The following is an 8530-nucleotide window of genomic DNA, read 5'->3' as shown; positions in this document are numbered from 1 at the left end:
GGTGAAAAGCACCCCGACAAGGGGAGTGAAATAGAACCTGAAACCGGATGCCTACAAACAGTTGGAGCCCGCAAGGGTGACAGCGTACCTTTTGTATAATGGGTCAACGACTTAGTGTGACGAGCAAGCTTAAGCCGATAGGTGAAGGCGCAGCGAAAGCGAGTCTGAACAGGGCGTTCAGTTCGTCGCATTAGACCCGAAACCGAGTGATCTAGCCATGAGCAGGTTGAAGGTTGGGTAACACCAACTGGAGGACCGAACCCGCATCTGTTGCAATAGATTGGGATGACTTGTGGTTAGGGGTGAAAGGCCAATCAAACTCGGAAATAGCTGGTTCTCCGCGAAAACTATTTAGGTAGTGCGTCGACCGAATACCCTCGGGGGTAGAGCACTGGATGGGCTATGGGGACTCACCGTCTTACTGATCCTAACCAAACTCCGAATACCGAGGAGTACTAGTCGGCAGACACACGGCGGGTGCTAACGTCCGTCGTGAAAAGGGCAACAACCCTGACCTCCAGCTAAGGTCCCCAAGTCATGGCTAAGTGGGAAAGGATGTGAGGATCCCAAAACAACCAGGATGTTGGCTTAGAAGCAGCCATCATTTAAAGAAAGCGTAACAGCTCACTGGTCTAAATAAGGGTCTTTGCGCCGAAAATGTAACGGGGCTAAAGCCATGCACCGAAGCTGAGGATACGTCGCAAGACGTGTGGTAGCGGAGCGTTCCGTAAGCCTGTGAAGGGATACCCGTGAGGGGTCCTGGAGGTATCGGAAGTGCGAATGTTGACATGAGTAACGATAAAGAGGGTGAGAGACCCTCTCGCCGAAAGACCAAGGGTTCCTGCTTAAAGTTAATCTGAGCAGGGTTAGCCGGCCCCTAAGACGAGGCGGACACGCGTAGTCGATGGGAACCACGTTAATATTCGTGGGCCTGGTGGTAGTGACGGATCGCTTAACTTGTTCACACTTATTGGATTGTGTGGGCGGGGACGCGGTTCCAGGAAATAGCTCCACCGTATAGACCGTACCCGAAACCGACACAGGTGGTCAGGTAGAGTATACCAAGGCGCTTGAGAGAACTATGCTGAAGGAACTCGGCAAATTGCACGCGTAACTTCGGAAGAAGCGTGACCCCAAGGGACGCAAGTCTGTTGGGGTGGCACAGACCAGGGGGTAGCGACTGTTTATCAAAAACACAGGGCTCTGCGAAGTCGCAAGACGACGTATAGGGTCTGACGCCTGCCCGGTGCTGGAAGGTTAAGAGGAGGGGTGCAAGCTCTGAATCGAAGCCCCAGTAAACGGCGGCCGTAACTATAACGGTCCTAAGGTAGCGAAATTCCTTGTCGGGTAAGTTCCGACCTGCACGAATGGCGTAACGACTTCCCCGCTGTCTCCAGCATAGACTCAGTGAAATTGAATTCCCCGTGAAGATGCGGGGTTCCTGCGGTCAGACGGAAAGACCCCGTGCACCTTTACTATAGCTTTACACTGGCATTCGTGTCGGCATGTGTAGGATAGGTGGTAGGCTTTGAAGCAGGGACGCCAGTTCTTGTGGAGCCATCCTTGAAATACCACCCTTATCGTCATGGATGTCTAACCGCGGTCCGTTATCCGGATCCGGGACAGTGTATGGTGGGTAGTTTGACTGGGGCGGTCGCCTCCGAAAGAGTAACGGAGGCGCGCGATGGTGGGCTCAGACCGGTCGGAAATCGGTCGTCGAGTGCAATGGCATAAGCCCGCCTGACTGCGAGACTGACAAGTCGAGCAGAGACGAAAGTCGGTCATAGTGATCCGGTGGTCCCGCGTGGAAGGGCCATCGCTCAACGGATAAAAGGTACGCCGGGGATAACAGGCTGATGACCCCCAAGAGTCCATATCGACGGGGTTGTTTGGCACCTCGATGTCGGCTCATCGCATCCTGGGGCTGGAGCAGGTCCCAAGGGTTTGGCTGTTCGCCAATTAAAGCGGTACGTGAGCTGGGTTCAGAACGTCGTGAGACAGTTCGGTCCCTATCTGCCGTGGGTGTAGGAATATTGACAGGATCTGTCCCTAGTACGAGAGGACCGGGATGGACATATCTCTGGTGGACCTGTTGTCCTGCCAAGGGCATAGCAGGGTAGCTATATATGGAATGGATAACCGCTGAAGGCATCTAAGCGGGAAACCAACCTGAAAACGAGTATTCCCTTGAGAACCGTGGAAGACGACCACGTTGATAGGCTGGGTGTGGAAGTGCGGCAACGCATGAAGCTTACCAGTACTAATCGTTCGATTGGCTTGATCGTTCCCATTGCTCATGCTCATCACAAGGCGAATGCAACGCATTCGTCCGAACAAGATGAGCGACGTGTTCAAAACAAAACGAGTGAAGGCGATAAACCGCAAGCGGTTTACGCCGACCTCACCAGCTTCTCATCCGGTTTGCGTCCGCTAGACGCAAATCTTGCGCTTTGCCGACCTGGTGGTTCTGGCGGGGTGGCTGCACCCGTTCCCATTCCGAACACGGCCGTGAAACGCCCCAGCGCCGATGGTACTTCGTCTTAAGACGCGGGAGAGTAGGTCGCTGCCAGGTCTGCAAATCGCAAGATAAAATCCGGAAAACAAAGATCACCTTCTCTTCATGCCTCGGCCCAGCCGAAACGCAAGGGCCGCCACCAAGCGGCCTTTTTGCGTAGGTAAAATCGAAACACACAACGGGATTTTGCTTCGCAAAACCCGGACCGGAAAAAGCATAAACCGCCAAGCGGTTTACGCTACCGCGCCAAATCCCAAAGGGATTTGCGCTGGACGCGGGGTGGAGCAGCCCGGTAGCTCGTCAGGCTCATAACCTGAAGGCCGCAGGTTCAAATCCTGCCCCCGCAACCACCGACACTTGAATATTTTGCCATTCAAGTCGTTTCAACGAAAGCTCCTCCGCGTAAGCGTCGAGGAGCTTTTTTTGTTTCTGCTCCGTGTCAATCTCGCCGGCCCGCAGCCGTTCCAGATACTCGTGCTGCGTAACCATCCGGCCAGGGCCGCAGGTTAGGCAGCCTGATGTTGTAGGGACTTCGGTGGCTGCCAATTCCACGGGAGCAATTGCTCGAGCTTAGTGATCGGCGTGTCCGCGACACGAGCGAGGACGTCGGCAAGCCAGGCCTGCGGATCGACGTCATTGAGCTTGGCGCTCGTGATCAGCGTTGCCATGAAGGCAGAGGTGGCTCGGGAAATCTGAACAGCGGGGATAAGTGGAATTTCTGCCTGACTTCGGCTTAGATGCCGGGAACAGGAGATGCCATGACGAGACGACCGCGCCGGAACCATAGCCCGGCTTTCAAGGCGAAGGTGGCACTTGCCGCCATCCGAGGCGAGCAGACGCTGGTGGAATTATCCCAGCAGTTCGATGTGCACGCCAACCAGATCAAACAGTGGAAAGACCAGCTCCTTGAGGGGGCGACAGGCGTTTTTGGCGATGAAACCAAGGCGGAACCGGCGGGACCAACCGTCGATGTCAAAACCCTTCATGCCAAGATCGGCGAACTGACACTGGAGAACGATTTTTTATCCGGTGCGCTCGGCAAGGCGGGATTGCTGGGCGGAAAGAAATGATCGACCGCGAGCATAAACTGTCGGTCGTGCGCCAGGCGAAGCTTCTCGGCTTCAGCCGGGGCAGCGTCTATTATCTGCCTCGTCCGATGTCTGACGGGGATTTGGCCCTGATGCGCCGGATTGACGAATTGCATCTCGACTACCCGTTTGCCGGAAGTCGGATGTTGCAAGGGCTCTTGAAGGGAGAAGGGCTGGAGGCTGGGCGGCTGCACGTCGCCACGCTGATGAAAAAGATGGGCATCGAAGCGATCTACCGTCGGCCGAACACCTCCAAACCAGCGCCTGGACACAAAATCTATCCCTACCTCCTGCGCAAGTTGGCGGTCACCCGGCCCAACCAGGTCTGGGCGATGGACCTGACATATATTCCGATGGCTCGCGGCTTCGTCTATCTCTGCGCCGTCGTGGACTGGTTCAGCCGGAGGGTTCTCTCATGGCGGCTGTCGATTACGATGGAAGCGGCCTTCTGTATCGAAGCAGTCGAGGAAGCTCTGGTCCGTTATGGCAAACCCGACATCTTCAATACGGACCAGGGATCGCAGTTCACATCCATAGACTTCACGGCGGTGCTGAAGAGGGCCGAAATCGCCATCTCGATGGATGGCAAGGGTGCGTGGCGGGACAACGTGTTCGTTGAACGGATCTGGCGTTCGATCAAATATGAGGAGGTCTACCTCCACGCCTACAAGACCGTGTCCGGGGCCCGCGTCGGCATTGGCCGATATCTCAGCTTTTACAATAGCCGACGCCCACATTCATCCCTTGACCGGCAGACACCGGATCAGGCCTACTTCAACGCGCTGGCACCAATGATGGTGGCAGCATAATCGAGGCGGAAATCCACTTAGAAAAACGCCCGAAACTGTTCAGACAAACCGAGCCACCTCTGGCGGCGCGATCAGCGCCGCGATCGGAGCCGGCGAAGAGCCATGCCTTTCTGCCGAGGGCAATGCCCCGTTCATTCTGCCCATGTCGGCGATGAAGTTGAGGTTGTTTATCGCTGGCATCCTTATTTTGGCCAGAGGGTTTCCATTCGCCGTGTTGAAGAACGAGCGACAGGCCGGTTTTTGAAGGTTCTGGGGCCGACAGGTGTCGTCATCGCGATCTCAGGGTGGATGATCGATCCCTTGGTCTGCCGCGGCATGACCATGGGAACGCCACGCGTCGATCTTGCGACGCTAATCGAATTGAACAGGCTGGTCTCTGGCGGCACCAAAGCGGCACCCTTCCGAAGTGGACGTAGAATCACTCAGGAGGACCATGATGAGATCCCGCAATACGCTGGTGCCGGCGTCGGGCCGGCAGCTCGACCTGATATTCAAAACCCGGATGCTCGACGGACTGAGCGACAAGGATCGCACGAAGGCGATTTCAACGCTGGCTTGCCTGCTGATGCAGGCCGCAGGCCTCGTCGTCGAGGAGCTCAACGATGAGCAACACTGATTTGATTCCGACAGCGCTGCTCGCGCGCAAAGCCATCGTCTACGTACGGCAGTCCTCGCAATCGCAGGTCATGACAAATCTGGAAAGCCAGCGACGGCAGTATGATCTTGTTGACGTTGCGCGACAACACGGCTTCAGCGACATCGAGACCATCGACGACGACCTCGGGCGCTCTGCCAACGGAACTGTCGCGCGCCCTGGTTTCGACCGTCTTGTCGCCCTTTTATGCGTTGGCCAAGTTGGTGCCGTCTTATGCTTCGATGCTTCACGGCTTGCGCGCAACGGTCGGGACTGGCATCACCTGCTCGAACTATGCGGCCTGGTCGAAGCCCGCGTCATTGACCATGACGGCGTCTACAATCCGTGTCGACCCAACGATCGGCTGCTGCTGGGAATGAAGGGCAGTATCAGCGAGTTCGAACTGGGCGTGCTGAGAGCCCGGATGCTCGATGCCGCCAGATCGAAGGCGCGCCGTGGCGAACTGCGACTTTCCGTTCCGTTCGGGTACATTTGGCATCGAGAGGCGGGGCTCGGGCTTGATCCGGATTTGCGGCTGCAGGACGTGATCCGGTCCATCTTCGCACGCTTCCGTGAGCTTGGAAGCGCACGCCAGGTGCTATTGTCGATGACACGGGACAATATCCACTTCCCGCGGCCGTCGGACGAAGGTCGCATGACCAACTTTGTCTGGACGCCAGTCCGTTACCGGAATGTCATCGGCATCCTGAAGAACCCCTTCTATGCCGGCGTCTACGTCTATGGAAAGAGCGAGAAGCGGACAGCCATCGTCGATGGGAGGGCGCGGCGCAGCTACGGGCACGGCAAGCCGGCCGGCACCTGGGAAGTGATGATCCGGGACCATCACGAAGGTTACATCAGTTGGGAAGAGTACGAGCGCAACCAACAGCAACTGGCGCTCAACAATTATGGCCGTTCGGGCGGAACCAAATCGGGCCGCGGCGGCAAAGCGTTGTTGTCGGGTCTCCTGACTTGCGGACGGTGTGGACGGCGACTGAGTGTTGCCTATACGGGAAATCCACAAAATCCTGTCTATCGCTGCTATAAACAGAACCTGATGATGGGCTTGCCCCGTTGCATGACGTTCGGCGGCTCGAAGGTCGATGCGGCGGTTGCGCGCGAGTTGTTGCGCGCGGTAGAACCACTAGCGATCGAGGCGACTTTTGAAGCAGAGCGGATGCACCGGGAGCGACAGGAAGAACAGCGCCACATTCACGATCTGGAACTGCGGCAGGCCCGCTACGAGGCAAGCCTCGCCGAGCGCCGCTATGCGGCATGCGATCCAGACAACCGCCTGATTGCTGCACAGCTTGAGAAGAATTGGGAAACGGCGCTACGCCGCGTCCGTGATCTGGAAGTGCGCAAGCCTGCAGATAGTCCTTCAACCATCGAAGTTGACACAGGCACTTTCGCAAACCTCGCCGACAATCTGCAGGCGGCCTGGGAGTCGCCGGATGTCACCATGCGCGTGCGCCAGCAACTGCTGCGTACATTGATCGCCGACATTGTTGTCGATGTTGACGATGAAGTGCGCGACGTGGTGCTGACAATCCACTGGAAAGGCGGTCAGCACTCGGAACTGAGAGTGCGCAAGCCTCAGAGCGGTGAACACGGTTGCGCCACAACGGAAGATGCTTTGGCAGTGATGCGGAGCATGGCAGGACGCTGGCCCGATGAACATATCGCCGCGTCGCTCAATCGAATGGGTATGCCCACGGGTCAAGGAAAAACCTGGACCGCACACCGTGTCGCTTCCGTAAGGCGGGTCCGTGCCATTCACGCGTACAAATCAGCCGATAAAGAGGGCGAATGGCTTACCATGACAGAGGCGGCGGCGACTTTGGGCGTGACGAACCACAGAATACGCCACCTTATCAAGACGAACGTGTTGTCTGCCGAGCAGGTGGTTCCCGGCGCGCCGTATCAAATCCGCGCCAGCGACCTTACTTCCGCGACGGTTCAGGCCGCGATAGCCCGAAAGGGTCGCCCGTGTCGCACCACTGACACGGAGACGCTTCCAATGTTTACAGACACTTAGAGAGGGAGTGCACAATGACTCAGGTCCGGCGAAGCCACGCAGCGCCCGTTCGGCGGCGTTGTTGGTGAGGCAGATCCGGCCGTCACCGAGGAAAGACGTGAAGCCCTCCCAGCGCTTCAGAATATAGTCGATTGGCTCGGCAACCGGAGAACTGCGCGACAGCTTTGCCCGCTCGGCCCGCAGCCACTCTTGGAGTTCTGTGGCGAGTGGCTGACTGTCGCGGCGACGTCGTTGCAGGCGTTCGTCGGCGGCCAGTCCGTTGATCTCACGCTCGATATCGAATAGGGCGTCGATGCGTTTGACCGCCTCGAGCGCGATAGGTGAGATCGGCGCGGCGTTCTTGCCGCGCTTCGCATTGGTGGCGATGTCGGCAAGCACGAAGAACTTGCGGCGCGAATGCGCCCAGCACAGCGCCTGCGTCAGCGGACCGGGATCGCGATCCACCTTGAACAGCGGGTTGTAGCCGCCATAGGCGTCGGCCTGCAGAATGCCGGTGAAGCTCTTCAGATGACGCTCGGGATGCTCCTGCCGCCGGTCGCGCGAGGCATAGTAGAGTGCGGCCGGCGGTGATTGTCCGCCGAACGGCCGGTCTTCCCTGACATAGGTCCAGATGCGACCGGTATCGGTCTTGCCCTTCGCCAGGATCGGCACGGTGGTGTCGTCACCATGCAGACGCTCGGCGGTCAGCACATGCGCCTCGATCAGCGCATGCAGCGGCTTCAGCGCCGCGGCACAAGCCCCGACTTGGTCGGCCAGTGTCGACAGGCTGAGGTCGATGCCCTCGCGGGCATAGCGTTCGCTTTGCCGGTTCAGCGGCTGGTGCTGGGCGAACTTCTCGAACAGGATCATCGCCAAGAGATTCGGCCCGGCGAAGCCGCGCGGCGTCACATGGAAGGGCGCGGGCGGCTGGGTGATCTTCTCGCATGCGCGGCAGGAGAACTTCTCGCGCACCGTCTGGATCACCTTCCACTGACGCGGGATTACCTCCAGCGTCTCGGTGATGTCCTCGCCAAGCTTTGCCAGCTTGCCAGAACCGCAGCACGGGCAGCTCGCCGACGCGGCGATGACGACGCGCTCGCGCGGCAGATGCTCGGGAAACGGCTTCCTGGACGGACGCTTGCGCTCGAAGGCCCTGACCGCCGAGGACCGTGCCGCCATCTCGGCCGCCAGTTCGTCTTCGCTGGCGTTGGCCTCCAGCTCCTCGAGCTGCAATTCCATCTGCTCGAGGAGCCGGGCCTTGCGCTCCGAGCGGCTGCCATGGATGTCGCGCTTCAGCTTCTCGATCTCCAGCCGGAGCCGGGCGATCAGCGCATCCGAGTGCGAGTTCACCGCCTGGGCGCGGGCGGCAAGCGCTTCCGCCTCACGGCGAGCCGCACGCTCGGCGAGGATCATCGCGTGCGCGCTGGCAAGGTCGTCGGGAAGCTGATCGGCCGCATCGGTCATGGC

Annotated in this window: 3 protein-coding genes, 1 tRNA gene, 2 rRNA genes and 2 pseudogenes (1 of these 8 running past the window's edge); 6 read left to right on the top strand and 2 right to left on the bottom strand. The window is 58.5% G+C overall.

All coding sequences use genetic code 11. The features are described from left to right. The 3 genes from FA04_RS25220 to FA04_RS25210 form a co-directional block, all read left to right on the top strand. Positions 1-2285, top strand: a 23S ribosomal RNA gene (locus tag FA04_RS25220) (it extends 511 nt beyond the left edge of the window). Between the two features lie 172 nt (positions 2286-2457). Beyond that, positions 2458-2572, top strand: a 5S ribosomal RNA gene (rrf, locus tag FA04_RS25215). 216 nt (positions 2573-2788) lie between these two features. After that, positions 2789-2865, top strand: a tRNA-Met gene (locus tag FA04_RS25210). A gap of 156 nt (positions 2866-3021) precedes the next feature. Here FA04_RS25210 and FA04_RS35325 read toward each other — a convergent pair. Next, positions 3022-3192 (bottom strand): annotated as a pseudogene (locus FA04_RS35325) (transposase domain-containing protein); the annotation flags it as partial. An 81-nt stretch (positions 3193-3273) separates the two neighbouring features. Between FA04_RS35325 and FA04_RS25200 the strand changes: the two are divergent. The 3 genes and pseudogenes from FA04_RS25200 to FA04_RS36590 form a co-directional block, all read left to right on the top strand. Continuing rightward, a protein-coding gene (locus tag FA04_RS25200) for an IS3 family transposase (RefSeq protein ID WP_167550716.1) occupies positions 3274-4412 on the top strand; the annotation gives its coding sequence in 2 pieces (ribosomal slippage) (positions 3274-3532 and positions 3532-4412; 1140 coding nt in all). A 436-nt stretch (positions 4413-4848) separates the two neighbouring features. Next, positions 4849-5028, top strand: coding sequence for a hypothetical protein (locus tag FA04_RS25195; protein WP_034803546.1), 180 nt, complete (start codon positions 4849-4851; stop codon positions 5026-5028). Further along, positions 5015-6160: pseudogene (locus FA04_RS36590) on the top strand (recombinase family protein); the annotation flags it as partial. The gene FA04_RS25195 and the pseudogene FA04_RS36590, both read left to right, overlap by 14 nt. Positions 6161-6835: 675 nt before the next feature. Here FA04_RS36590 and tnpC read toward each other — a convergent pair. Next, complete coding sequence (gene tnpC / locus FA04_RS25180) at positions 6836-8527, bottom strand: IS66 family transposase (protein ID WP_335669018.1); 1692 nt, start codon at positions 8525-8527, stop codon at positions 6836-6838. Between the last annotated feature and the right edge of the window lie 3 nt (positions 8528-8530).

Origin of the sequence: Ensifer adhaerens, assembly GCF_000697965.2 — a bacterium.
Classification (GTDB): domain Bacteria; phylum Pseudomonadota; class Alphaproteobacteria; order Rhizobiales; family Rhizobiaceae; genus Ensifer; species Ensifer adhaerens.
Note: the sequence above shows the minus strand (reverse complement) of the source record. Positions and strands in the feature narration are given on the sequence as shown.